This is a genomic window from Alcaligenes sp. Me129 (assembly GCF_050487245.1).
Lineage (GTDB): Bacteria > Pseudomonadota > Gammaproteobacteria > Burkholderiales > Burkholderiaceae_B > Alcaligenes > Alcaligenes phenolicus.
Window position 1 is genome coordinate 19,679 of record NZ_JBKQGX010000012.1, and the last position, 23,124, is coordinate 42,802.

The window sequence follows — 23,124 nt, forward strand, 5'->3', positions numbered from 1 at the left end:
GTCAGCCTGTGGGTCTGTCCAGCCGCTCCGCACAGGCTATGCAGCTGTAAAGCGTCAGGACAAGCCCAAAACCAGCTCCTCGACCCGCTTTGCCGCAGGCACAATGCTGTGGATCTTGCCCACGCCCTGACCGGCATACAAAGACAGTTTCCTGGCCATTCTGTCCTTATCAATTGCCCGCGCCCCACCCCCGACCAGACGCAGCACATTCCACTTGTCACGGTTGGGAATCACGCGATGCGGCGTGCCATAGGTCCAGCCAAACGAATAGCCGGTGCGATATTCCGTATCGTCCGTGCTGGCTTCCAGAATCTTTTGCTTGTAGAGCGGATGCGCGTTGGACTCCTCGCTGGCCAGAAAGGCCGTGCCCACCAATACGCCGGAAGCCCCCAGGCTCATGGCCGCCCTGACATCCTGGCGGGTCGTAATCCCGCCTGCCGCCAGTACGGGACGACCTTGCGCACAGTCCAGAATCGCGGGTAGCAAAGACATCAGGCCAATCGTGCCGCGATTCAGATGGCCACCACCCTCACTGCCTTGGGCGACGATAATGTCGGCCCCATGCGCAATCGCTTTACGAGCCAGAGCCACCGTGCCGGTTTGCACCATCACAATCATGCCGGCGTCTTTGGCGCGGGGAATCATGTCGGCGGAATAGTCCTCGGCATAGAACAGCGACAAGATGCGGGGCCGCTCCTGCAGGATCACCTGGAATTGGGCCTCGAACACTTCCGGGCCACCAAACTGCGGCACTACATTCACCCCGAAAGGCTGGTCTGTCAGCGCCCTGGTTTCGCGCAGCCATTTACGCAGCATCAAAGGTGCCAGGCGCAAGCCGCCCAACACGCCCATCCCGCCCGCATTCGCTACCGCCGCCACCAGTTGCGGCCCGGAAATAGCGGCCATGCCTGCCAGAAAAATCGGGTACTGCACTCCGCACATCTGCGTGATGACATTGCCCGCAAAGTCTCGATTTGCTTCGCTCATGATTTACAACTCCACCTGTTTGCCCAAGATGCGACGCAAGGCCAGATTCTTCAGTACAAAATGGTTTTTGAATGCCCCGAAAAGGTGCAAGACCAGCCCCGCCAAAAAAGCCGTGCCGCCAATATTGAACAGCACATCAACCACGGCCTTGACCTGCTCATTCGGGCTGATCAAGGTAGGCAAAGCCAGACCACCAGGAAGCTCCACCGCCACGCCAGCCGCCGCACGGGACAGCCAGACGGCGACGGGCAGCAGCACCATCGCCAAGGTCAAGGCTGTCGCCACGGAACGGGCCACTATTACTTCCACCGGGTTGGGCGAGCCCACCGGCAAGGGATGAAAAGAGGTCACACGTGCCCAGAAGCGGTAGATGGAGATCAGAAACAGCAGCGTCCCCAGCAGATTTTGCAGCTGTACCAATCGCGCATCGCCGGGGCTTTGGGCCATGGCCACCCCCAAGCCCAGAATGGAAAACAGCAAGGCCGCTACAAGCCAGTGCAGCACAATAGTGATGGGCGAGAACCTGAGTCCGTTGTCTCGCAATTGCATGATTACCTCCTTGAAAAGGTCACCGGGGGCAAGCCCCCTGCGGTGACACGCTGATAGTGATACTTAGTGATTCACCAGACCCGACGCCCCAATGCCGGTATGCGCCCGCACAAACTGATCCTCGAAACGGGCTTGCTCCAGCGCTGCCTGGGCGCTGCGGTCGGTCACCGAGCCCAGCCAGGTAAAGAAGAACGCTACGTTCATGGAAATAATGGCGGGATAGTCATAGGGGAAAATCGCCTGCTCATTGCCCAGCACCTTGACCCAGACAGCCGGTGACAAAATCACCAGACCAACGGCACTCAACAGCCCAGCCACGCCACCGATCAAGGCACCGCGCGTGGTCAAACCCTTCCAGAACATGGACAAGGCCAGAATCGGGAAATTGACGGACGCCGCGACCCCGAAGGTCAGCGCCACCAGAAAGGCAATGTTTTGATCCTTGAACAAGATGCCCAGCACCACAGCCAGCACACCCAGGCAAACCGAGGCAATCTTGGAGACGCGGCGTTCCTTGGCCGGGTCCACCTGATTTTTCTTGATGACCATGGCGTACAAGTCATGGGAGATGGCCGAGGTTCCGGCCATGGTCAGCCCCGCGACCACCGCCAGAATCGTGGCGAAGGCAACGGCAGACAAAAAACCCAGAAACAGATCGCCGCCCAAGGCTTTGGCCAGGTGCATGACGGGCATATTGCCGCCACCAATCAAAGTGCCACCTAACTGGCCGCCTTCATAAAAGCTCGGGTCCTGGCCCACGATCACAATTGCTGCCATGCCCAGCACGCCCACAATCAAGAAGAAAAAGCCGATAAAGCCGGTTGCGACAAAAACGGATTTACGTGCCTGCTTGGCATCAGGAACGGTGAAAAAGCGCATCAGAATATGCGGCAAACCGGCAGTCCCGAATACCAGACCAATCGACAGCGAGATCATGGCAATCGGGTCGGAAACCAGCTTGCTGGGCAGCAAAATGGCCGCACCGTTCTTGTGAACCTCCACCGCTTTCACAAACAAGGCATCCAGCGAAAAACCAAAGCGACTCAAGGCCAGAACCGCCAGCAAGGTGCCACCCAGCAGCAAGAGCACAGCCTTGATGATCTGCACCCACGTCGTGGCTACCATGCCGCCAAAGGTCACGTAGATCACCATCAGCAAACCCACGGCAATCACGGCATGGTTGTATTGCAGGCCGAACAGCAATTGAATCAACTGCCCGGCTCCCACCATCTGCACCACCAGATAAAAACAGACCACGGTTAAGGAACCAAAGGCCATCAAGGTACGGATACGGTTCTGGTCCAAACGGAAAGAGCTGATGTCGGCAATCGTGATGCGGCCCAGATTGCGAATACGCTCGGCAAACAGGAACAGCAACAAAGGCCAGGCCACGAAAAAGCTGATGGCATAAATCATGCCGTCGTAGCCGTTAAAGAAAATCATGCTGGTCAGGCCCAGCAAGGCGGCGGCAGACATATAGTCTCCGGCCAGGGCCAAACCATTCTGAAAGCCCGTTACCCCGCCCCCGGCGGTGTAAAAGTCGTCCATGGATTTGGTCTTGGAAGCGGCCCAATAAGTGATGCCCAAGGTGCCAAGCACAAAGGCCAGGAACATCACAATGGCCGTGATATTGATGGGCTGCTTGTGCACCTCCTGCAAAGCAGCCGGGTCCGCTTGCACGGCAAAGGCCAGACCAGATAAAGCAAGCAGAACAGCAATGGAAGAAAGGCGGCGCATCATTTGGCCCTCTTCAGAATCAAGGCCGTCAGGGCATCAAACTCGCCATTGGCACGTCGGATATACAAGCCCGTCAGCAACCAGGTGCCCAGAATCAAGGCAAAGCCCAGCGGCCAGCCCACATTGATAATGCTATTTGCCGACAGCGTGGTCACCAGCAGCTGCGGCGCAAAACTGGCGACCAGAATAAAGGCGTAGTACGGCAGCAAAGTCAGCGCCGTCAACCAAGCTACAAAATGGCGTCTGCGTCGGACCAGTTCCTTGAATTGCGGCTGTTGCCGGATACCGGCCAGGGTTGTCATGGTGTTCACGTTGTCTCCTGAAGGCGTGTGGATGAATTTGTGTCACAGCGGCCTCAGAACCTTGGCTCTGCCACAGACCGCCGCTTATGTGCCTTGAAGATAGGCGCAGCCATAGATCAAGTAAAATGATGAATCCTGATGATTAAAATCTCTTTCCGTGATTTATAAACAGGCCATTCCCCTCGCGCCGCCAAGCTGCTGGCTTGTGGCCTCTTGGTCTCAAAGCCGCCCGGCACCGGCTCCTGCCAACATTCAGTCCGTGACTAGGGTAAATCTCAGGCCCATCTGAGCCGCCCTTGGATAGATCGTCTTTCGATTCATTATTAATGATCCATCGAATCACTATTCATCATTTTACATGATTCACTCAGTCTTCTATCTTCCCTACAGATAGCTCTGCTTTCCAGACATCAAACAAGGAGACTGAAACCATGACTCACCCTGCTGTCCATATCGATCACTATATAAATGGCCACATCGTGCCTGGCACATCGGGCCGCCACCTGGAGGTGACCAACCCGGCTACCGGCACCGTCACCGGCCATGTGGCGCTGGCCACCCATGCTGAAGTTGACGAGGCGGTTCAGGCCGCAGCGCAGGCTTTCCCTAAATGGGCCGACACCCCGCCCATTCGCCGTGCCCGAGTCATGTTCAAGTTTCTGCAATTGCTCAATGAACATAAGGACGAGCTGGCCCATCTGATTACTGCCGAGCATGGCAAGGTCTTTACTGACGCCCAGGGTGAAGTGGCACGCGGCATTGATATTGTGGAATTTGCGTGTGGCATCCCGCAGCTGCTGAAAGGCGATTACACCGAACAGGTTTCCAGCAATATCGACAACTGGACCCTGCGCCAGCCTTTGGGTGTAGTGGCCGGAGTCACCCCCTTCAACTTCCCCGTCATGGTGCCCATGTGGATGTTCCCGGTTGCCATCGCAGCCGGAAATACCTTTGTCCTTAAACCCAGCCCGACTGACCCCAGCCCCTCGCTGTTCATTGCCAATTTGTTCAAGCAAGCTGGTCTGCCCGATGGCGTCTTCAATGTGGTGCAAGGCGATAAGGAAGCAGTCGATGCCCTGCTGGAGCACCCGCAAGTACAGGCGGTGAGCTTTGTCGGCTCCACCCCGATTGCGAACTACATCTACGAAACCGGCGCCCGTCACGGCAAGCGCGTGCAAGCCCTGGGCGGTGCCAAGAACCATATGGTGGTGATGCCAGACGCGGACATCGACCAGGCCGTAGATGCCTTGATTGGCGCAGGCTACGGCTCCGCAGGCGAGCGCTGCATGGCCATCAGCGTGGCGGTATTGGTCGGTGATGTGGCTGACAAGCTCGTCCCCAAACTGATCGAGCGTACGAAAACCCTGAAAGTGCTGAACGGGGAAAACCTGGCCGCCGAAATGGGTCCCATTGTGACCCGTGCCGCACACGAACGTATCTCCAACTACATCGAGCTGGGCATACAGGAAGGTGCACAGCTGCTGGTCGATGGTCGTCACTTCCAGGGCAGCCAGGCCGGTGAAGGTTGCGAGGACGGTTTCTGGATGGGTGGCACCTTGTTCGACGGCCTGACGCCGGACATGCGCATCTACAAAGAAGAAATTTTTGGGCCGGTACTGGGCTGCCTGCGCGTGGCGGACCTGAAACAAGCCGTGGACCTGATCAATGCCCATGAATTCGGCAATGGCGTGGCCTGCTTTACCCGCGACGGCAATGTGGCCCGCGAGTTTGCGCGCCGCATCCAGGTCGGCATGGTGGGGATCAATGTCCCGATTCCGGTGCCTATGGCCTGGCACGGTTTTGGCGGCTGGAAAAAGAGCCTGTTTGGCGACATGCACGCCTATGGCGAAGAAGGAGTTCGCTTTTACACCAAGCAGAAATCCATCATGCAGCGCTGGCCAGAAAGCATCGCCAAAGGCGCGGAATTTGTGATGCCCACGGCGCAATAAGCACGGCTACCACTCATCCGCCAGCTAGTCCGGCAGCAGGTGCCCCCTGCTGCCAACGCTTCCTGTTTCACCCTCTTTACCCTTTTGATTCTTATGCTGACAGACGCTCAACGCGACATCATCAAGGCCACCGTGCCGCTGCTGGAAACCGGCGGCGAAGCCTTGACCACCCATTTTTATGAATTGATGCTGCGCGACTATCCACAGGTGCGCCCCCTGTTCAACCAGGCCCATCAAGCCAACGGCACCCAGCAACGCGCCCTGGCCAATGGCGTGCTGACTTACGCCCGCCATATCGACCAACTGGAAGCCCTGAGCCCCTTGGCCAGCCAGATCGTCAACAAACACGTTGCCCTGCAAATCCAGCCCGAGCACTACCCGATTGTGGGCACTTGCCTGCTGCAAGCCATACGCGAAGTCCTGGGCGAGAACGTCGCGACCAATGAGGTCATAGACGGCTGGGCGGCCGCCTACCAGCAACTGGCGGATTTGCTGATCGAAGCCGAACGTCTGATTTACGACGATATGGCCACCGCCCCCGGCGGCTGGCGGGGCGCACGCGCCTTTCAGGTGATACGCAAAGTCCCTGAAAGCCAGGAGATCACCTCCTTTTATCTGGAGCCGGTTGACGGCAAACCCGTACTGAACTTCAAGCCCGGCCAATACATAGGCCTGCGCCTGAAGGTCAACGGTGAAGAAATTCGCCGCAACTACTCCCTGTCTGCGGCCCCCAATGGGCGCAGCTACCGCATCAGCGTCAAGCGCGAAGCCCGTGGTCTGGCCTCCAACTTCCTGCACGATCAGATCCAGAAAGGCGACACGCTGAACCTGTTCCCACCTGCCGGACAGTTCAGCTTGCGTCACAACGACAGGCATCAGGTTTTCATCAGTGGTGGCGTCGGCATTACCCCCACCCTGGCCATGGTGGAGGCGGCCTTGCAGACCGAGCGCCCCATCACCTTTATCCACTACGCCCGCAATGTGCACGTCCACGCCTTTGCCAACCAGCTCACCACCTGGGCGAACCGCTATCCGCGTTTTCAGGCTTATGTGGTGTACGAAGAACACACAGCCCTATTCGGGCCGCAGCCCCATGCCATAGGCCGCCCTACAGCTACGCAACTGAGCCAATGGCTGCCCTGTGACGGCCAGTTCGATGCCTATTACCTGGGCCCCAAACCCTTTATGACCTTGATCAGACGCACTCTGCGCGATCTGGGCCTGCCCGACGAACAAAGCCATTACGAGTTCTTTGGCCCCGCCGAGGACCTGAACTGATACAGAGCCAACCACTTTGGCCTGCGTGTCGAGTGGATGGCCTGCCCGATTTCCCTACACTCTCATCAAGGTGAACCACCATGCCATTACTGAAATTTGATCTGATCCAAGGCCGCAACGACGAAGAACTGCGCCTGCTGCTGGACACCACGCACCAAGCCATGGTGCAAGCCTTTGATGTTCCTGCCAGCGACCGCTACCAATGCGTCACCCAGCATCGTCCCGGCGAACTGGTGCTGGAAGACACTGGCCTGGGCTACTCGCGTAGCAACAAAGTGGTGCTGCTGCACATCGTGTCCCGCCCCCGCAGCGAGATCCAGAAAGTCCAGTTCTACCGCTTGCTGGCAGAGCGGCTGGAACAGAACTGTGGCGTGTCGCCCAATGACCTGATCATCGCTCTGGTAGAAAACAGCGATGCAGATTGGTCCTTCGGACGTGGGCGAGCGCAGTTTTTGACGGGAGAGCTGTAATCCGGCGGCTGTGCATCAACTTTCCTGCCAGCCAGCTCCCAAGGATTTATACAGAGCAATGGCAGCCAGCACCTCGTCCCACTGGCTAAGCGTCAAGGCATCTCGTGCCTGATTGGCGCTACGCTGTGCCACCAGGATCGGCAAGTAGGCGCTTAAGCCTGCTTTATACAGTTGCGTCGCGTGCTCCAAAGCCTGTTCGCTATCGAGCAGTGCGGCCTGCAAAGACTTCTGACGTTGTACCTGGCTGTGCAGAGAGGTCAAGGCATCTTCCACCTCCCGCAAAGCCAGATGCACATCACGCTCATAAATCAGTTCAGCGGCTTGCGCCTTCGCTTGTGCCGCTTCGATGCCCGATTGCGCAAGGCCACCATCGTACAAGCTGTGCTCCGCTTGCAGCCCTGCCGCCCACAACAGACTGGCACTGGAAAAGATGTCGTGAATCACGCTGACGGCAGTCCCTATTCCCAAGGGAATCCGGAACGTCGGAAAGCGTTGTGCCTGGGCTTGACCTATATGCGCCGTGGCCGCAGCCAAACGCCGTTCATCTGCTCGCAAGTCTGGCCGGGAGCGAATCAGATCCGAGGGCAGGAACGCGGGCAATTGCGGCGGCACGGGCAAGGCAGGCGCGGGTTGCGTCAGAACCGCATGCCAGTCGCCCGGAAAGCCGCCCGCCAACACACCAATGCCATGACTGAAACGGGCAATGTCGGCTTCCAGTATCGGGAGCTGCGCCTGTGCCATTTCACGCTCGGCTCTGGCCTGCAAAAGTTCAGACTGACGAGCCAACCCGCGACGTCGGGATTGCTCCACCAACTGTTCGGTATCGCGCAGATTGCGCACATTGTCCCTGGCAATATCCAGCCGTCTTTGCGTCGCCCGCAAACCGGCGTAATGGCTGACCAACTCGGCAATCAAGCTGACCTGCAAAGCACCGTGGTCCTGCGCCAACGCTTCAATACCGGCATCGGCGGCCTCTATCGCCCGGCGAGTGCCACCAAACAAATCCAGCTCCCAACTGACATCCAGCCCCAACTGCCAGTTTCGTAACTCCCCTCCAGGTGGCGAGTCCAGAGCTTTACTATTGCGGCGCGCCTGCCCCGACGCCCCGGCTGATACCTGAGGGCCAAGATCAGCTGCAATCTGGCCGCGTTCAGCCTTGGCCTGCTTCAAACGAGCCACCGCAATATCCAGATCCTGATTACGGCTCAACGCTCTTTCCACCAGCGCATCCAGCGTCGGGTCCTGGAATTGCTGCCACCAGCGACGCAAGCTGTCCTGATCCTGCCTGGCAAAGCCTGTTTGTTCATGCAGCCACGCAGCGGGAAGCGGCTGTTTGGGCTCCACATAATCGGGGCCTACCGTCGTGCAAGCGGACAAGCTCAGAAGCAGCAGCACATAGGGTAAAAAGCGGCGTGCGCGGTGACGTTCAGGCATCAAAAAATTATCCATGCCCGCCTCTTAAAGCCAGCGCTGCAAAAAGGAACTGATGCGGCCTTGTGCACTGCCCGCACCCAGCGCGGGGCCGACAGCCACACTGCCTGTCATCCCGGCCGCCAACAGCACATCCGCCGGCAAATCATCAAACTCCACCCGTACCGGAATCCGTTGCGCTAAACGAATCCAGCTGAAGTTGGGCTCCACGCTGGGCAAGCCCTGCGCATCCGCTTGCTGATTGGCATCAGTAATACCGCGCCCGATGCTGCTGACATGGCCGGCTATCAAGCCTTCATAGCCCATCAAACGAATACGAGCCTCAGCTCCCGGCTCAATACCCTGCAGCTTGGTTTCCTCAAAATAGCCCGTCATCCAGAAACTATGGGCATCCAGCAAAGCCATATTGGCCTGCCCCGCCACCGCATAATCACCCGCGTTCAAACGCAGGCGAGTCACATAGCCATCAACAGGCGCGTACAGCACCGAACGCTCCAGGTCCAGCTTGGCCGCGTCCACAGCCAATTGCCGACTGCGCTGCTCGGCCTGGGCAATACGCACTGCGTGCTGGGCTTGCTGGATTTCTTCAGCAGGCAGCAGGCTTTCCATACCGCGACGGCGCTTGGCCTCTGCCGCCCTCTGGTTCAGGATGGCTGTTGCCGCCGCCAGTTCGGACTGCGCATGCTCCAGCGCCAGCTGAAAACGCGCCGGGTCCAGGCGATACAAGACATCCCCCTTGTGAACCCGCTGATTATCAGTAACCGCCATCTCCCGCACCGTCCCCGAGACTTCGGGCGCGATACGCACAATTTGTGCGCTGACCCGGCCATCCCGCGTCCAGGGCGCCCGCACATAGGCGTTCCACAAAGCCATCAGCAAATAGGCTGTTATCAACAGCAAGAAGGCCGTCAGCACAAACCGGCTGACTGGCTTGATCAAAGCAGAAAATTTAGACATACAGAATCAAGGCCGAGACAAGGGACAAGGACAAGGCAAACTCAAACAAGGCCGGGTGCCAAACATGGCGCAACACGCCTGTGTGCACCAGCACGTAACGCAACCCTAGATAAATAGGCACCGCCAGGCAGACGTAGACAAAAAAAGGCGGGACATACATGCCCGCCAGGGCAACTTCACTAAGCATGAACAGCACTTCCTGATTGAAGGGAAACAGACGCCGGGTGGCGCTCCAGCAGCATCGCAATATCCAGCAGCACAGCAGCCAGACGCAGGCCATCATGTTGCGGCTCAGCGTCCCGGCACTGCACGGCCTGAGCAAGACGCCGGGCATGGCGCGCTGCCAAACGGGGTTGATCAGCCCGGCGAGCCATATGACGCAAGGTAGTTTTCAGGGGCTGGGACACATGGGCAGGCACCTGGGCTTGTCGTACATACGACTGCAAGCGCAGCAGTTCCCAACCCAGATGCACGCTGTCCAGAGCCTGCGACAAGGCTTGCTGCATTTGCGCAGGCTGCGCCTTTAATCCGGCTCCCAATTGCGCAAGGCGATGTTGCTGTCGCCAGCGCCAGATCTGCGGTTGGAAACGTTTGCCCCGCAGAACCGCCAGACTGTTGGCGCGAATACGCATTTGCAGACGGCTTAGATCCCGACTCAGTTTGCGAGGCCAAAACAGCTGAAAACCCAGCAAGGTAAAGAAAGTGCACAGCAACCAGGCCACAGAACCATTCACGAACAGTTCGAAGTCGTAGTGCATGGGGTTGGATGGCGATGCCAAGGTCGTAAACGACACCAGATAGGCCACACCGACCATGGCGTATTTGGGCACCGTGGTGGCATAAATGGCGGGTAACCAGAACAGCGCCAGCACAATCAGCAGCAGTGGCAAGCCTTCGATCAAAGGCAGGACCACAAAGGTGCATAAAAAGGCCGCCACAATCGAAAGCGCAATGCCCTTGATAAACGCCATCGCCGCCGCAGGAGGATTGGGTGCCGGGGACAACAAGGCGCAGGCTGCCGCCAGACCGGCTAGCATCATATTGCCGTCCGTCCAGCCCGTCAGAATCCAGAATGTGCCCCCCAAGAGCACCGTCAGCATGGCGCGAACCCCGTTTTCCAGTGCCAGCGAAATATCCCGATAAAAAGGAATGGCGGGATATGTGCTTTGCGTGGGCAAACGATACAGAGCACGCAAGCTATCCAGGGCCGCCAGATAATCATCCAGCTGCTCAATCAGACGATCCCCGGCAATCAGAAACGGAGCCGGTTCTGCCAGGCGCTCCAAAGGACCGGTATTCAAGATTTCCTGCAAGCGGGCACGCAGCGGCATCAGCACGGCACTGGCCCGCTCCAAGCCGTCCGGGCCCTGTGAAATCAGTTGGGCAGCCTGCTTCCAGGCCTGCTCCCATTCTTGCCGCAAGGCCGCCAGGGCGGGCATGGGTGTCAAGGTTTGCGGAAGCGGGCCCGCGCCCCCCAACATGGCGGAAAACAGGCAGGCAATGGCATGCCGCAAAGCGGTTGCCCGGGCGGCCAAATCGGCAGACTCCGCCTTGCCAACCGACAACAAATCATCCGCCCCGTACACATCCATCATCAATTGATGCCGTACACGCTCCTGGTCACTCTCTGCCGTCTTGCACGCATGAAGGGCCGCTTGTCTGCCCGCCAGTACACGGGCTGTTTCCGAGGCCAGGCGCAATAACTGGGCCTGCAAGCGACTGCGTACGCTACGGGTACTGAACAAGGCAGACACCACGCCCAGGCACAGCACGCCCACCAGCACCGAGGAACCCCGCCCAATAACATGATCAAAGCTCAGTTGCGCTTGCCCCATGGCGCCGTATACCGCCAGGCCAACCGTATAACCTGCCAAGGCCGCCCCATAAGACTTGTAGTGGCGCAGCAAGCCCATGGCCATCACACACAGGCCCAGCCAGAACGCAAAACCCAGCAAGAACAGCCAAGGCTGCTGCCCGAAGGCACTCATCAACACAAAGGCGGCCAGCATTCCGACCAGGGTTCCCAGCACCCGCCAGGTTCCCTTGCCTATCACCGCGCCTTGCACCGGATTGATCACCAGTAGCACGCTGGATGCGGCAGAAAAAGGCGCATGCAGATCCAGCAAATAGGCTACTGACAAGGCCAGCCACGCGGCCAGAATGGAACGCAGGATGTAGCCTGCACGAGGGCTGGTGATATCCACGGAACTGAGGGCCAGACCCATCCGAACAAGAAAGGCTTTCAGCCCGGAGGCAGACTGCGGTGAGGGACTGGCAGACGACACAAGAGGACTCTTTACAGTGAAGAATGAAAATCACTATAAAAGTCCCCAATGCGTCCGAAAAGTGAATTTATTGCACTCACTCAAGTGCGTGACACGCACTTGAAAACCAATTTAAATTACAGCTTGCTGCGTTTGGCCGTCTGCGCATCGTCCTCGGTACACAAGCGATGGATGGTCATGCGTAACCATTGGTGGGCCGGATCTGTCTGCAGGCGCATGTGCCAGGCCTGCACCAACATGGCTGTCTCCATGGGTACAGGCAAATCAAACACTCGGATCGCCAAGCCCGCCGCTTTGGCACTGCTTGCCAGATGCTTGGGCAGCGGCAGCAAAAGATCGGAGTCATGCAAGGCAAACAGCGCGGTGTAGGGATTGGATACCACCAGGGCCACATTGCGCTGCAAGCCACTGGCCTGCAACAAGGCATCCAGGTTGGATCGGCCCTTGCCCCGCCGCGACACATTGATATGGTCCCAGCGCACAAAGCGTTCCAGCGAAATGTCTTCGTCGAAGATAGGATGGTGCTCCCGCGCGACACCCACAAAATGCGTCGTGAACAAGGGCTGTACGTGAATATCCGGCGCCAGCTTGCGTGAGGCGCTGATGAACAGATCAATACGGCCACTACGCAAGGCGTCGTCATCCATATCGTCCTCTTCGGGAGACAGGCGCAGCATGGCTTTGGGCATTTCCTTGGCCATGGCCTCCAGCAAATGACCCAAATGCACATTCACAAATTCGTCCGTCGCACGCACATTGAAACTGCGCTCCAGGGACAGCAGATCAATCTCGGTATTGGAACTTAACACCTGGGTTGCCTGCTCCACCGCTGCCCGCACTTGCTCGCGCAAGGCATAGGCTCTGGGTGTAGGCAACAGCTTGCGCCCTACTTGCACAAACACGGGATCATCCAGCGTATCCCGAATGCGGCTCAAGGTTCGGCTCATGGCAGGCGGGCTCAGATTCATGCGCCGTGCCGCTCCCATGACGCTGCCCTCCTCCAGCAAGGCATCCAGTGCGAACAATAGATTCAGATCAGGGCGAGCCATAGTCGAAGCCTTTCAAGGTTGCGTCAAACGAAATCGTAATGCCATTCAGATGATACTCAAAGCATGCACCCGCCTGCCATGTCTGGGGACGAAGACAGGTATACTCGCCCAGACCGTTTTTACAGGAACGGTCTTTTCACCGAGGGGAGCCTGGCGAGCAGGCTGAGAAACTGCCCGAGCAGATTGCACCGCAGTGACCCGTTGAACCTGATCCGGGTCATGCCGGCGAAGGGACGGGTCTGTACCTGCTCGCCGCTTGCTGCCGGATGGCTATCCTTGACTAGGAGTTGCTATCTTGTCTTCTGACCACTCTCCCTCCCCCGTCGGCCCGGTTGCCGCCACCCTGGCTGCCGTCATCCATCAAGACCGGATTTTGCTGATACGCCGCGCCAATAGGCCCGATGCAGGACGTTGGGCCTTTCCCGGCGGCAAGATTCGCGCGGGCGAAACCATCATGGCGGCGGCCCACCGGGAACTGGCCGAAGAAACCGGCGTACAAGGCCAGGCCCTGCAGATCTTTGATGCGCTGGATGTATTTGACCGCGAACCCAGCGCCACACCTTTGGCCTATTCGCATTTCATTCTGATTGCCGTGCTGTTCCGCTGGCAGCAAGGCGAGCTACAAGCGGGCGATGATGCGCTGGACGCGCGCTGGTTCAGCAATGCGGAGCTGGACAGTCTGGATGTAGCACACAGCTTTGATGTAGTCCGAGTTGCCCGTCGGGCACTGGCATTGGCTGCCACTCAAGATCAGGCAGGCCGCGCATGATTCCCAATGTATTGAGTATTGCGGGCACAGACCCGACCAGCGGCGCTGGTATTCAGGCTGATCTGAAAGCCATGTACGCCTTGGGCGCTTACGGCATGAGCGTGATTACCGCCGTGGTCGCGCAAAACACCCAGGGTGTGCGGCGTTTTGTGGCGCTGGAGCCGGACTTTGTGGCGGACCAGTTGGATGCGGTGTTTGAGGATGTGCGCGTGGATGCCATCAAGATCGGCATGATCGCCACTGCAGGGATTGCGGAAGCAATTGCAGACCGCCTGCACCATCACGGCCTAGACTGCCCGATTGTGCTGGACCCGGTCATGGTCGCCAAAAGCGGGGATCGTTTGCTCAGCCCCGAAGCCGTGTCCATCGTGCGCGACAAGCTGCTGCCCATGTGTACCCTGCTTACCCCCAACTTGCCCGAAGCGGGCGATCTGCTGCACAAACCGGAACCCGCCTCGCTGCAAGAGATGCACAGCACCTTAAGCGAACTGTGCTTGCTGGGCCCTGAGTGGGTGCTGCTCAAGGGCGGTCATCTGGATGGCCCGGACAGTGTTGATTTGCTGCAAGGCCAGGGGCAAAGCCATGTTTTTCAGTCGCCTCGCATCCCGACACGCAACACGCATGGCACGGGCTGTTCGCTGTCCTCCGCCATTGCTGCCCTGCTACCGGGCCGCAGCGTGCCGGCTGCGGTAGGCTTGGCCAAGGAATATTTGAATGGCGCTTTGGCCGCGGCTGACCAATTGCAGATCGGCCTGGGGCAAGGTCCGGTCCATCACTTCCATGCTTTGTGGCCAAAGCTGGAACCCCTCAAAACATCTTGAACTCAAAAGCCAGGCCGATTTCAACCTGTGGACCGCAGCACATCAAATCGGCCGGGCTCTCTGGCCCAGGCTCTCCTTTTAATGCGCCCGCTCCCCACTGGGGTAGGCCGGCCAATCCGCTGTAACCCGTAAAGCAATCAAAAGCGCAGCAAACAACATCACGCTCCCACCCGTGAGGAACACCATAGGAACACCGCCCAGGCCGAACATGAAGCCACCCATTGCCGCCCCCGCAGCAATCGAGGACTGCACCGCCGCCACCACCATGCCGCCTGCGACTTCCGCCTGATCGGGCATGGCATTGGCCACCCAATTGGACCAGGCCACTGGCACCCCTCCGAAAGCCAGTCCCCATAACGCCACCAGCCACATCAAGCCCATATTGTGCACCGGCAGCCAGACCATGCCCCAGGCCGCCAAACCCACCAAGGCGGGCATCACGACCAAAGTCACCCGCAAGCTGCGTTCCATCAGCCAGCCCGCCAACAAAGTGCCTACGAAATTCGCCAGTCCGAAGCCCAGAAGCATCAAGGCCAAGCCATCCATATCAATAGAGGCAAAACCTTCCAGCGCCGGACGAATAAAGGTGAACAGGACAAACTGCCCCCCATGGGCCAGCACACAGGCAAACATACCGATCGCAATACCGGGCCTGCGCAGCAAATCCAGTACCGTTGCAGTGCGTGCATGCTGACGCGGTGCCATGCTGGGCAAGGTCAGCCACTGAAACACCAAGGTCAAAACACCAACCGCCGCTGCCGCAAAGAACGCGCTGCGCCAGCCGAACAGGCCCCCCAGATAACTGCCTAAAGGGACCGAAACCACCGTCCCCACGGCAATCCCGCTAAAAATAATCGACAAGGCACGCGGCACTAATGTGTTCGGCACCAAACGCATGGCAACGGCTGCCGCCATGCTCCAAAAGCCGCCCAGGGCAATCCCCAGCAGGACCCGCATCAAGAGCAACACTGTCAGGCTGGAGGACAACGCCACCAGCAAGTTCGATGCAATCATCAGCAGCGTAAAACCAAGCAACACATTACGCCGGTCAAAACGACGGGTCAGCGCTGGAACCAGCAGGCCCGAAAACAAAGCGACCACCGCCGTTACTGTGACGGCCTGCCCTGCCAAGCCTTCCGATACACCCAAATCTACGGCCATCGGTGTCAGCAAGCTGGCGGGCAAATACTCCGCCGTCAACAAACCAAACACACCCATGGCCAATGAAAATACAGCTACCCAGGCAGGTTCCATGACCGGGGCCCGCAAACTGGCATTACACACATCACGACTCATCGCTACTTCCCTGGAGAAACAAAAACAGCTCCCAGTCTAGAGATCAGAAACCGGATGATCTATGATGATCAGTCTTGAAAATTTGATCGAAACGCCGAACATGACCGAGCAAGAACAATTCGCCCTGTCCTCCGACCTGATCAGTGAACTGCTGACCGGTATGCGCTTGCGTGGGGTGCAATACCGCCGGATTCAAACTGGGCCTCATTTTGGGCTGGGTTTTGAAGAACGCCCCGGTCATGCCTACTTTCACTTTCTGGCTGTAGGTTCGGCATTTCTACGTACCCGTGATGGCACGATTCACAAGCTTTCAGCAGGCAGCACCGTGTTTCTGCCGCAAGGTGAAAGCCATCAAATCCTCTCCAAAGAAGAAGTCTCGGTTCAACACATAGACAGCTTTGAGGCCGCTCCACTGGGACAAGCCGTCAGCGGTGTCAGCACATGCCCTAGTTCCTACCCCACCCCTAGCGCAATTTTGTTCTACGGTTGCATGGAGTTTGATCTGGGCGGCATGCACGGACTGGGCAAACTCATGCCCAGCGCCATGATTGCCAATACTGGGGCCCAAAACTATCCTGGCCTGCTGCCCATTCTGGATTCCATGAAAGGGGAAATCTGCGCGGGCCGCATTGGCTATGCCGGCATCATGGCCCGCTTGGCCGAAGTGGCGGCCGCCATGATTGTTCGCGGCTGGATTGAATCCGGCTGCGGCAATGCTTCCGGCCTGGTGGCTGCCTTGCGCGATCCTCGCTTGGCACGTTCCATTCTGGCCCTGCACCGCCAACCTGGCTACGAATGGACAGTGGCAGAGTTGGCAGCACAATCTCACCTGTCTCGTTCCGTCTTTGCCCAACGCTTTCAGGCCACCTTGGGCATGTCTCCACTGCGTTACGCCACAGAATTACGCATGGGTCTGGCCAGCCAATGGCTGAGTCAGGAAAAACTGTCTATTGAAACGATTGCCCAGCGTTTGGGCTATACCTCGCAGGCGGCGTTCAGCCGGGCCTACAAGCGTCTGAAAGGACAGGCTCCCGGTGCCAGTCGGCAGTCCAGAACCTGACCCGCCCCCTCCTTCCCGGACAGACGCTTTAGCCACCGGACAAGCATCCCAGACAATTTCCGGCGCATTTCTGGATTTCCAGCCCGACAGCCCTGAGATTTTTATTAGAATAATGTGCTGACTAATTACTCCTATAATTCAGAGCACATGACGGTGTTAACAGGATGAATCAATATTTATATTTCCTGACATCAAACATTACTGTTTTGTCATGTTCACCTCATAGTCGGCATTAGCCTTTTTGATCAATCCATTTCTGGAATGGATGAGTCTGCCACTTCATAAATCTCCGAGAAGCCAAATGTGGAATTGTTTACTGATTGAAGACGACCGGGAAAATGCCCGGTATTTAGTGAATGGCTTATCCGAGCTGGGCTATTCGGTGGTAACCAGTCATGATGGCGTTTCCGGTTTGGAAAATGCCATGAAAGACGTATGGGATGTGATTATTCTGGATCGCATGCTTCCCAACAATGTCGATGGCCTGTCCATTCTTTTTACTTTGCGATCTTTAGGTAAAAAAGTCCCCGTACTGGTATTAAGTGCCTTATCCGGCGTAGACGACAAAGTTGATGGTTTGAAAGCCGGTGGCGATGATTATTTAATCAAGCCCTTTTCCTTTCAGGAATTGGCCGCCCGCCTGCACGCCCTGATACGCCGCAGCAGTGACAATGCAGAAATCAAGAATCTGCAGGTGGATGATCTGGTCATGAATATCCGCAACCAGAAAATCTCCCGTGGCGACGAGGTGCTGGAGCTGCAACCTCGTGAAATCAAGCTGCTGTCCTACCTGCTGATGAACAGCCACAAGATCGTTACCCGCACCATGCTGCTGGAAGTGGTCTGGGGCTACAACTTCGACCCGCAATCCAATGTGATTGATGTGCTGGTCAGCCGTTTGCGGCGCAAGGTCGACAAGGAAGGCGCAACGCCTCTGATCCATACCGTGCGTGGCCGTGGCTACGTACTTAGCGACAAGGACAGCATCGACGGTTTCAAGCTAAAGCGCTGCGATGATTGATTTCATCAAACGCCTGTGGGAGTCCACCTCCTTCCGGCTGACCTTGAACTACAGCATCCTGGCCATCTTCACCACGCTGTTTTTAATCGGCTTCTTCTACGTTCAGGTGTTTGGAGCCTTGCGCGACGAGCACCTGCGGCAAATCAACGTCGCCGTACAGCGGCTTAGCATTGCCTACGAAGTCGGCGGGCGCGAAGAGATCCTGCGCATGATCGAGCTGACCCTATCGGACCGGATTGATTCGGGCCAGGAAATCTATCTGCTACTGGACGAATTCAATCACACCCTGGTGGGCAATATCAGCGAGATCCCCGGCCTGAACAACCTGCCAGAACGACAAGTAGTGGAAGTGCAGATCAAGCATATCGACGCGCTATCCGAAGGCAATGTCCGCGTCACCAAACTGTCCGGCGGCGAAACCCTGGTGGTTGGCCACGAGCTGGGCACCTTGATCGAGCTACGCGCCATGCTTAGCCGCATCATCGTCACCTCCATGATCCTGGCCTTGATGCTGGTAATTCTGGGCGCCTATGTCTTTAGCAATGAGCTGAAATACCGTGTGGGCCGCATCCGCCTGCTGACGGAACAGGTGGGTGCGGGGGATATTTCCAAGCGCATCACCTCCGAGAGCGAGGACGTCTTTGGTCTGATCCACCACGACATCAACCGCATGCTGGACAAGATCGAGAGCCTGATGCAAGGCGCGCGGCATATCTCCGATACCGTGGCCCACAATATCCGCACCCCGCTCACCCGCATCGTTGGCAAGCTGCGTGAAACCCAGAACCTGCCTGGCGTCCCCCCGCATGTCCGGGAAGCACAGCAAGACGCGATTGAAGAAGTAGAGAACCTGAGCGTGCTGCTGGGCAAGCTGCTACAAATTGCCGAGCTGAATGCCGGTGTGCAAAGACAGAACTTCAAGGCCTGCGATCTGGAAGTGATTGCCGAAGACGTTCTGGACTTGTACAGCTTTTTCGCTGAAGAAAAGGGCGTCACGCTGCAGAAAAAGAAAATCGACAGAGTCATTATTAATGGCGACAGCAATTTATTAGCCAGTGCTTTAGCCAATCTGGTGGATAACGCTGTTAAATACGCCCATTCCCATGCCAGCGTTGAAATTAAAAAACGCTTTGACAATAAAATCTCCATCATTGTGGAAGATGATGGCCCGGGATTACCAGAAAGCGAATATGAAAACGTAGGCAAGTATTTTTATAGATTCAATAATGATAGTGAAGGATTTGGATTGGGATTAACCAGCGTTGCCGCCATTATTGAATTGCACCGGGGCCAGCTGATTTTCTCCAAAGGAGTATCCGGCTTGAAAGTCACCATTGTGCTGCCTGTTTAAGCCTTACCAAACCATTCAAACATGACCAAAAGGTAATGAAACTGTCACCCTAAGCCCTCTCCTGCTCCGCTAAGCTAGCCTCATTTTTAATCGCTCTTTTTCAGGGTTTAAAAAAATCATGCTTGCTTTAGGGGAATGAGGAGATTCATGAGCAGACAAAAATATTATTCAGCCGGCCTGATGGTGGGAGTAGGCGTATTTACCGTCCTGATGGGACAGAAATACTCCTTGGGCACCATGGCCCGCATGGGACCGGGCTACTTCCCGTTTCTGCTGGGCATCGTGATGATTGTGCTGGGCGCTCTGTACCTGTTTGTAGAGACCGCCGCACACGACGATGAGCAGGAGGAAGACTACGGCCCGCCGCAATGGCGTGGCTGGCTGGCGATTGTGGGCGGCATCATCGCCTTCATTATTCTGGGTCGCTACGGCGGACTGGTTCCCGCCACCTTTGCCCTGGTGTTCATCTCTGCCATGGGCGACAAGGAACATTCCTGGCTCACCGCCCTGCTGCTGTCCATTTTCGTGACGCTGCTGGGTGTGGTTATTTTCTCCTGGGGGCTGGAGCTGCAATTCCCCCTGTTCACTTGGGGCTAAGCCATGGAAATTCTATCTAACCTGATGCACGGCTTTAGCGTTGCCTTTCAACTGGACAACCTGATGTGGGCCGTGTTTGGCGTGTTCATGGGGAACCTGATCGGGGTGCTGCCCGGCATGGGTGTGCTGGCAGCCATCTCCATCCTGTTGCCCCTGACCTACGCCATGACCCCGACCGCCGCCCTGATTATGTTGGCCGGTATTTACTATGGCTCCCAGTACGGTGGCGGCATTACCTCCATCATGCTGAATCTGCCCGGTACCGCCTCGCACGCAGTGGCGTGTCTGGACGGCAACCCCATGGCCCGCAACGGCAAAGCCGGATCGGCTCTGTTCATGTTGATGTTGTCCTCCTTTTTTGGGGCCACCATCGGCATTCTGGCCATGATTCTGTTCTCGCCCGCGCTGGTCGATATTGCATTCAAATTCGGCCCGGCTGAATACTTTTCCATGATGATGCTGGGCCTGCTGGCCGGTGCCACACTGGCCAAAGGTTCTGCCATCAAGGGCGTGGCCATGGTCGTCATGGGTTTGATCTTTGGCGTGGTCGGTACGGATGTGAACAGTGGTGTATCGCGCTTTGACTTCAATATTCCGGAGTTGCAGGACGGCTTGCAGATTGTGGCGCTGGCCATGGGCCTGTTCGGTATTGCGGACTTCCTCAAGAACATCAACCGGATCAATAGCGGCCACACCAAGGCCATTGGTAAAGTCTCCACCCGTTCCCTGCGTCCGGAAAAAGGCGATATCAAGCAATCCAAAGGCGCTCTGGTGCGCGGTACTGCGATTGGTGCGGCTTTCGGGATTCTGCCCGGCACTGGCCCGACCATTGCGTCTTTCATTGCCTACGCCACGGAAAAGAAAGTTGCCAAGAACCCCGAGCGCTTTGGACGTGGTGCGATTGAGGGCATTGCTTCGCCCGAAGCCGCCACCAGTGCCTCTACCCAGACCAGCTTCATTCCTACCCTGAGCCTGGGTATTCCCGGCGACCCGGTCATGGCCTTGATGCTGGGCGCGCTGATCATTCACGGCATCCAGCCTGGCCCGCAAATGGTGGTCGAGCATGCCGATATGTTCTGGGGCCTGATCGCCAGTTTCTGGGTGGGCAACATCCTGCTGCTGGTGCTGAACCTGCCCTTGATCGGCATGTGGGTTCGCCTGCTGTCCGTGCCCTTCAAGTACCTGTACCCCGCTGCCTTGTTCTTTGTGTGCGTGGGTGTCTATAGCACCAACAACAACCTGTTCGATGTGAATATCGTGCTGCTGTTTGGGGTGCTGGGTTACTTCTTCATGCGCCTGCGCTTTGAGGCGGCCCCCTTGCTGCTGGGCTTTGTCTTGGGACCGATGGTAGAAGAAAACTTCCGCCGCGCCCTGCTGCTCTCGCGTGGTGATCCGATGATCTTCCTGGAGCGCCCGATCAGCATGGTCTTTATCATTGCCTGCATCTTGCTGATGCTGGGACTGAGCTACTCGTTCTGGCGCTCGAACAGCCAGAAGAAGCTGGGAGCCCTGGCCAAGGCTTGAAGCGCTGGCAACCACTAGTCATGGAAAGGTCGGCTAAACGCATTGCTTTTACCGCAGCCTCCATAAGAAAAAGCCGGGCTCATTTGCCCGGCTTTTTTGTGCCTGCCCCTATCCAGGACTGCAACACGCCTGTGCACTCTTCCTGGCGGAACCAAACACCAGATGACTTAAGGCCGCCAAAGCAAAGGCAGTTAGCGCACCGTACACCATGACCCAGCCAAAACCAGCAATCAGGGCTGCATGAACCGCCTCGACAGGATCGGCGGCATTCGCCAGCAAGGCGCTGCTTTGCGACACGATATTGATGTCGCCAGAGGCTACTTTTTCAGCCAGATGACGCAGTTCGCCATCAACAGCAATACCCAGGCGAGCACGCAGATCACCCATGATGCCTTGCACCAGAACAAAGCCCATCACGGCAATATTGAAGGCCAGGGAGATCATGCGGGCACTGGTATCCGCCCCCGACGCCATACCGGCGCGTTCAGCCGACACCGAGGCGGTAATTACATTGGTGGTCGTAGTATTGGCCATGCCCAGACCAATCCCGGCCAGCACACAGCCTGGCAGAATCAGCCAGCCCGGTTGGTCGGAAACACTGCCTATCTTCATCACTACAAAGCCCAGGCCAATCAAGAACAGACCTAGCGTAATGACTCCACCCGGCTGCCAACGCTGTGCCAGACGCTCGGCAAACGGAGGCACAAACAAGGTCGGCAAGGTGTACGCCAACAAGGCCAGGCCAGTTTGCACACTGTCATACCCCAGCCCCACATGAAAGTAGATGGGCAAATAGATGATGAAGGGCCAGAAGCTGAAGTTCTGCCCCATCGAGCCCAACAAGGCACCGGAGAAACTGCGGATACGAAATACGGAGAACTCCAGCATGGGCCTAACACTGCGCTGCTCCACGATTACAAAGGCAATCATGCTAAGGACGGACAGGGTAATAATGCTCAAGGCTGGCAGGCTGGCAAAGCCCAGCACCGGCCCCTGAGTGACAAACAGCACCAGGCAAAACACGGCCAAGGACAAGGTGGCAATACCGGCTACGTCCAAGGTGCTGGCGCCCGGATCACGCGACTCCTGTACGCCAGCGCGCGCCAGCAGCAAGGTAATAATGGCCAGTACGGCGTGAATCAAAAACACCCATTCCCAGCTGGCCAGAGTCAGAATCAGGCCACCCACAATAGGCCCAAAACCCAGCCCGGCACCAAAGACCACACCCCACCACGCAAAGGCCTTGCCACGCTGTTGTCCGTCCCGAAACTGGTTCGACAAAATCGCGATCTGGCAGATCAGCATCATGGCAGCGCTCAAGCCTTGCAGAAAACGTGCGCCAATCAGAACAGCTGCACTTTCCGTCAGTCCGCACACCAGGGAAGTGATCCCGAACGCCACAATCCCGATCGTAAAAATGCGCTTGCGGCCGTAGCGATCCGCCAAAGTGCCTACCCCCATCAGAATGGTCGTCATGGCAATGGTGTAGGCTGCCATCACCCATTGCAGTTGCCGGAAACTGGCCCCCATGACCTGTTCTATGGTGGATAAAATCGGCGGCACGCTGGAGATCTCCAGGCCCAGCATCAAGGCTGACAAGCACACGGCAGCCAAGGCGTAGCGGCCCTGACTCGAGATAGAGGGAGTCATCGTTATCTTTCCAAAAAGTCGTCAATACACGTCGCCGTCCC

General features: G+C 57.3%; 21 protein-coding genes and 1 riboswitch. Of the genes, 10 read left to right on the forward strand and 11 right to left on the reverse strand.

Going from position 1 to position 23,124, the window contains the following annotated elements:
- Positions 1–54: 54 nt before the first annotated feature.
- The 4 genes from ACLPGZ_RS13215 to ACLPGZ_RS13230 all read right to left on the reverse strand — a co-directional run bounded on the left by ACLPGZ_RS13215 (position 55) and on the right by ACLPGZ_RS13230 (position 3,575).
- Positions 55–987 (reverse strand): NAD(P)H-dependent flavin oxidoreductase, encoded by a 933-nt coding sequence (locus tag ACLPGZ_RS13215; RefSeq protein WP_239055518.1) that lies wholly within the window; start codon positions 985–987, stop codon positions 55–57.
- Between the two features lie 3 nt (positions 988–990).
- Positions 991–1,536: a cytochrome b gene (locus tag ACLPGZ_RS13220; RefSeq protein WP_239055517.1), complete on the reverse strand. Its 546-nt coding sequence runs from the start codon at positions 1,534–1,536 to the stop codon at positions 991–993.
- A 63-nt stretch (positions 1,537–1,599) separates the two neighbouring features.
- Positions 1,600–3,276 carry a cation acetate symporter gene (locus tag ACLPGZ_RS13225; RefSeq protein WP_042479954.1) on the reverse strand — a complete coding sequence of 559 codons (1,677 nt, stop codon included), beginning with the start codon at positions 3,274–3,276 and terminating at the stop codon, positions 1,600–1,602.
- On the reverse strand, positions 3,273–3,575 hold the full coding sequence (locus ACLPGZ_RS13230) for a DUF485 domain-containing protein (RefSeq protein WP_239055684.1): 303 nt from the start codon (positions 3,573–3,575) through the stop codon (positions 3,273–3,275). Before ACLPGZ_RS13230 ends, ACLPGZ_RS13225 begins: the two co-directional genes overlap by 4 nt.
- Positions 3,576–4,006: 431 nt before the next feature.
- Here ACLPGZ_RS13230 and ACLPGZ_RS13235 point away from each other — a divergent pair, with 431 nt between their 5' ends.
- The 3 genes from ACLPGZ_RS13235 (at position 4,007) to ACLPGZ_RS13245 (ending at position 7,272) form a co-directional block, all read left to right on the forward strand.
- Positions 4,007–5,524: a CoA-acylating methylmalonate-semialdehyde dehydrogenase gene (locus ACLPGZ_RS13235; protein ID WP_239055516.1), complete on the forward strand. Its 1,518-nt coding sequence runs from the start codon at positions 4,007–4,009 to the stop codon at positions 5,522–5,524.
- Between the two features lie 93 nt (positions 5,525–5,617).
- The gene (gene hmpA / locus ACLPGZ_RS13240; RefSeq protein ID WP_239055515.1) at positions 5,618–6,802 is read left to right on the forward strand and encodes an NO-inducible flavohemoprotein; all 1,185 of its coding nucleotides are present in this window, start codon (positions 5,618–5,620) and stop codon (positions 6,800–6,802) included.
- A gap of 80 nt (positions 6,803–6,882) precedes the next feature.
- Positions 6,883–7,272 (forward strand): tautomerase family protein, encoded by a 390-nt coding sequence (locus tag ACLPGZ_RS13245; protein WP_239055514.1) that lies wholly within the window; start codon positions 6,883–6,885, stop codon positions 7,270–7,272.
- 15 nt (positions 7,273–7,287) lie between these two features.
- Here ACLPGZ_RS13245 and ACLPGZ_RS13250 read toward each other — a convergent pair whose 3' ends face one another.
- From ACLPGZ_RS13250 to ACLPGZ_RS13270, 5 genes are all read right to left on the reverse strand, one after another.
- Positions 7,288–8,721 carry an efflux transporter outer membrane subunit gene (locus tag ACLPGZ_RS13250; protein ID WP_239055513.1) on the reverse strand — a complete coding sequence of 478 codons (1,434 nt, stop codon included), beginning with the start codon at positions 8,719–8,721 and terminating at the stop codon, positions 7,288–7,290.
- 9 nt (positions 8,722–8,730) lie between these two features.
- Positions 8,731–9,660 carry an efflux RND transporter periplasmic adaptor subunit gene (locus ACLPGZ_RS13255; RefSeq protein WP_429641471.1) on the reverse strand — a complete coding sequence of 310 codons (930 nt, stop codon included), beginning with the start codon at positions 9,658–9,660 and terminating at the stop codon, positions 8,731–8,733.
- The gene (locus ACLPGZ_RS13260) at positions 9,653–9,847 is read right to left on the reverse strand and encodes a DUF1656 domain-containing protein (RefSeq protein WP_035268004.1); all 195 of its coding nucleotides are present in this window, start codon (positions 9,845–9,847) and stop codon (positions 9,653–9,655) included. The genes ACLPGZ_RS13255 and ACLPGZ_RS13260 overlap by 8 nt, the downstream gene beginning before the upstream one ends.
- Positions 9,840–11,945 (reverse strand): FUSC family protein, encoded by a 2,106-nt coding sequence (locus ACLPGZ_RS13265; protein WP_239055511.1) that lies wholly within the window; start codon positions 11,943–11,945, stop codon positions 9,840–9,842. Before ACLPGZ_RS13265 ends, ACLPGZ_RS13260 begins: the two co-directional genes overlap by 8 nt.
- Positions 11,946–12,061: 116 nt before the next feature.
- The gene (locus ACLPGZ_RS13270) at positions 12,062–12,994 is read right to left on the reverse strand and encodes a LysR family transcriptional regulator (RefSeq protein WP_239055510.1); all 933 of its coding nucleotides are present in this window, start codon (positions 12,992–12,994) and stop codon (positions 12,062–12,064) included.
- A gap of 132 nt (positions 12,995–13,126) precedes the next feature.
- Positions 13,127–13,245, forward strand: a riboswitch (TPP riboswitch).
- Between the two features lie 44 nt (positions 13,246–13,289).
- Here ACLPGZ_RS13270 and ACLPGZ_RS13275 point away from each other — a divergent pair.
- The gene (locus tag ACLPGZ_RS13275) at positions 13,290–13,763 is read left to right on the forward strand and encodes an NUDIX hydrolase (protein ID WP_239055509.1); all 474 of its coding nucleotides are present in this window, start codon (positions 13,290–13,292) and stop codon (positions 13,761–13,763) included.
- Entirely contained in the window at positions 13,760–14,584 is an 825-nt protein-coding gene (thiD, locus tag ACLPGZ_RS13280; protein WP_035268007.1) for a bifunctional hydroxymethylpyrimidine kinase/phosphomethylpyrimidine kinase, read from the forward strand. Before ACLPGZ_RS13275 ends, thiD begins: the two co-directional genes overlap by 4 nt.
- Positions 14,585–14,662: 78 nt before the next feature.
- Here thiD and ACLPGZ_RS13285 read toward each other — a convergent pair whose 3' ends face one another.
- Positions 14,663–15,880, reverse strand: coding sequence for an MFS transporter (locus tag ACLPGZ_RS13285; RefSeq protein ID WP_429641474.1), 1,218 nt, complete (start codon positions 15,878–15,880; stop codon positions 14,663–14,665).
- 61 nt (positions 15,881–15,941) lie between these two features.
- Between ACLPGZ_RS13285 and ACLPGZ_RS13290 the strand changes: the two genes are divergently transcribed.
- The 5 genes from ACLPGZ_RS13290 (at position 15,942) to ACLPGZ_RS13310 (ending at position 21,433) form a co-directional block, all read left to right on the forward strand.
- Positions 15,942–16,940 (forward strand): AraC family transcriptional regulator, encoded by a 999-nt coding sequence (locus ACLPGZ_RS13290; protein WP_060185926.1) that lies wholly within the window; start codon positions 15,942–15,944, stop codon positions 16,938–16,940.
- A gap of 301 nt (positions 16,941–17,241) precedes the next feature.
- Positions 17,242–17,961: a response regulator transcription factor gene (locus ACLPGZ_RS13295; protein WP_035268013.1), complete on the forward strand. Its 720-nt coding sequence runs from the start codon at positions 17,242–17,244 to the stop codon at positions 17,959–17,961.
- The gene (locus tag ACLPGZ_RS13300; RefSeq protein WP_429641476.1) at positions 17,954–19,312 is read left to right on the forward strand and encodes a sensor histidine kinase; all 1,359 of its coding nucleotides are present in this window, start codon (positions 17,954–17,956) and stop codon (positions 19,310–19,312) included. Before ACLPGZ_RS13295 ends, ACLPGZ_RS13300 begins: the two co-directional genes overlap by 8 nt.
- A gap of 147 nt (positions 19,313–19,459) precedes the next feature.
- Complete coding sequence (locus ACLPGZ_RS13305; RefSeq protein WP_081251521.1) at positions 19,460–19,909, forward strand: tripartite tricarboxylate transporter TctB family protein; 450 nt, start codon at positions 19,460–19,462, stop codon at positions 19,907–19,909.
- Between the two features lie 3 nt (positions 19,910–19,912).
- Positions 19,913–21,433, forward strand: coding sequence for a tripartite tricarboxylate transporter permease (locus ACLPGZ_RS13310; protein ID WP_021446689.1), 1,521 nt, complete (start codon positions 19,913–19,915; stop codon positions 21,431–21,433).
- A 108-nt stretch (positions 21,434–21,541) separates the two neighbouring features.
- Here ACLPGZ_RS13310 and ACLPGZ_RS13315 read toward each other — a convergent pair whose 3' ends face one another.
- The gene (locus ACLPGZ_RS13315; protein ID WP_429641478.1) at positions 21,542–23,083 is read right to left on the reverse strand and encodes an MFS transporter; all 1,542 of its coding nucleotides are present in this window, start codon (positions 23,081–23,083) and stop codon (positions 21,542–21,544) included.
- Positions 23,084–23,124 lie beyond the last annotated feature (41 nt).

Excerpts from the sequence above, each read along its gene's own strand:
- ACLPGZ_RS13250 (WP_239055513.1), bottom strand. The coding sequence starts at position 8,721 with ATGGATAATTTTTTGATGCCTGAACGTCACCGCGCACGCCGCTTTTTA.
- thiD (WP_035268007.1), top strand. The coding sequence starts at position 13,760 with ATGATTCCCAATGTATTGAGTATTGCGGGCACAGACCCGACCAGCGGC.
- ACLPGZ_RS13295 (WP_035268013.1), top strand. The coding sequence starts at position 17,242 with ATGTGGAATTGTTTACTGATTGAAGACGACCGGGAAAATGCCCGGTAT.
- ACLPGZ_RS13245 (WP_239055514.1), top strand. The coding sequence starts at position 6,883 with ATGCCATTACTGAAATTTGATCTGATCCAAGGCCGCAACGACGAAGAA.
- ACLPGZ_RS13285 (WP_429641474.1), bottom strand. The coding sequence starts at position 15,880 with ATGAGTCGTGATGTGTGTAATGCCAGTTTGCGGGCCCCGGTCATGGAA.
- ACLPGZ_RS13220 (WP_239055517.1), bottom strand. The coding sequence starts at position 1,536 with ATGCAATTGCGAGACAACGGACTCAGGTTCTCGCCCATCACTATTGTG.
- ACLPGZ_RS13310 (WP_021446689.1), top strand. The coding sequence starts at position 19,913 with ATGGAAATTCTATCTAACCTGATGCACGGCTTTAGCGTTGCCTTTCAA.
- ACLPGZ_RS13215 (WP_239055518.1), bottom strand. The coding sequence starts at position 987 with ATGAGCGAAGCAAATCGAGACTTTGCGGGCAATGTCATCACGCAGATG.
- ACLPGZ_RS13235 (WP_239055516.1), top strand. The coding sequence starts at position 4,007 with ATGACTCACCCTGCTGTCCATATCGATCACTATATAAATGGCCACATC.
- ACLPGZ_RS13300 (WP_429641476.1), top strand. The coding sequence starts at position 17,954 with ATGATTGATTTCATCAAACGCCTGTGGGAGTCCACCTCCTTCCGGCTG.
- ACLPGZ_RS13230 (WP_239055684.1), bottom strand. The coding sequence starts at position 3,575 with ATGACAACCCTGGCCGGTATCCGGCAACAGCCGCAATTCAAGGAACTG.
- ACLPGZ_RS13225 (WP_042479954.1), bottom strand. The coding sequence starts at position 3,276 with ATGATGCGCCGCCTTTCTTCCATTGCTGTTCTGCTTGCTTTATCTGGT.
- hmpA (WP_239055515.1), top strand. The coding sequence starts at position 5,618 with ATGCTGACAGACGCTCAACGCGACATCATCAAGGCCACCGTGCCGCTG.
- ACLPGZ_RS13290 (WP_060185926.1), top strand. The coding sequence starts at position 15,942 with ATGATGATCAGTCTTGAAAATTTGATCGAAACGCCGAACATGACCGAG.
- ACLPGZ_RS13305 (WP_081251521.1), top strand. The coding sequence starts at position 19,460 with ATGAGCAGACAAAAATATTATTCAGCCGGCCTGATGGTGGGAGTAGGC.
- ACLPGZ_RS13260 (WP_035268004.1), bottom strand. The coding sequence starts at position 9,847 with ATGCTTAGTGAAGTTGCCCTGGCGGGCATGTATGTCCCGCCTTTTTTT.
- ACLPGZ_RS13315 (WP_429641478.1), bottom strand. The coding sequence starts at position 23,083 with ATGACTCCCTCTATCTCGAGTCAGGGCCGCTACGCCTTGGCTGCCGTG.
- ACLPGZ_RS13270 (WP_239055510.1), bottom strand. The coding sequence starts at position 12,994 with ATGGCTCGCCCTGATCTGAATCTATTGTTCGCACTGGATGCCTTGCTG.
- ACLPGZ_RS13255 (WP_429641471.1), bottom strand. The coding sequence starts at position 9,660 with ATGTCTAAATTTTCTGCTTTGATCAAGCCAGTCAGCCGGTTTGTGCTG.